The sequence below is a fragment of the Mesorhizobium sp. M8A.F.Ca.ET.207.01.1.1 genome, assembly GCF_004794715.1.
GTDB lineage: Bacteria > Pseudomonadota > Alphaproteobacteria > Rhizobiales > Rhizobiaceae > Mesorhizobium.
The window spans coordinates 1-286 of the sequence record NZ_SRUS01000562.1 but is presented as its reverse complement, the minus strand read 5'-3'; the positions used below and the strand labels follow the sequence as shown (position 1 = coordinate 286).

General features: G+C 64.3%; 1 protein-coding gene. It reads right to left on the bottom strand.

Annotated elements, in window-relative coordinates; genetic code table 11:
• Window positions 1–286: ATPase, T2SS/T4P/T4SS family (locus tag EN850_RS35835; RefSeq protein ID WP_189591368.1), on the bottom strand; the 286-nt coding region annotated here is incomplete at both ends.

The window sequence follows — 286 nt, the reverse complement described above, 5'->3', positions numbered from 1 at the left end:
GCAGCGCATTGGCGAAGTCCAGGCCGATCTGCGGCTTGGCCTGGATCTGGTTGATGCCCTCGATCTGGTACTCGACCGGGTCTTCGACCGTGATGATCTTGACGTCGGCGGTGTTGAGCTGGCTCAGCGCGGTGTACAGCGTGGTGGTCTGGCCCGAACCGGTCGGGCCGGTCACCAGCACCATGCCGTAGGGCTTGTGGATGGCGTCCAGGAACAGCTTCTGCTGGTCCGGCTCGTACCCCAGCTTGTCGATACCCAGCTTGGCGGCCCTTCCGTCCAAGCTGCG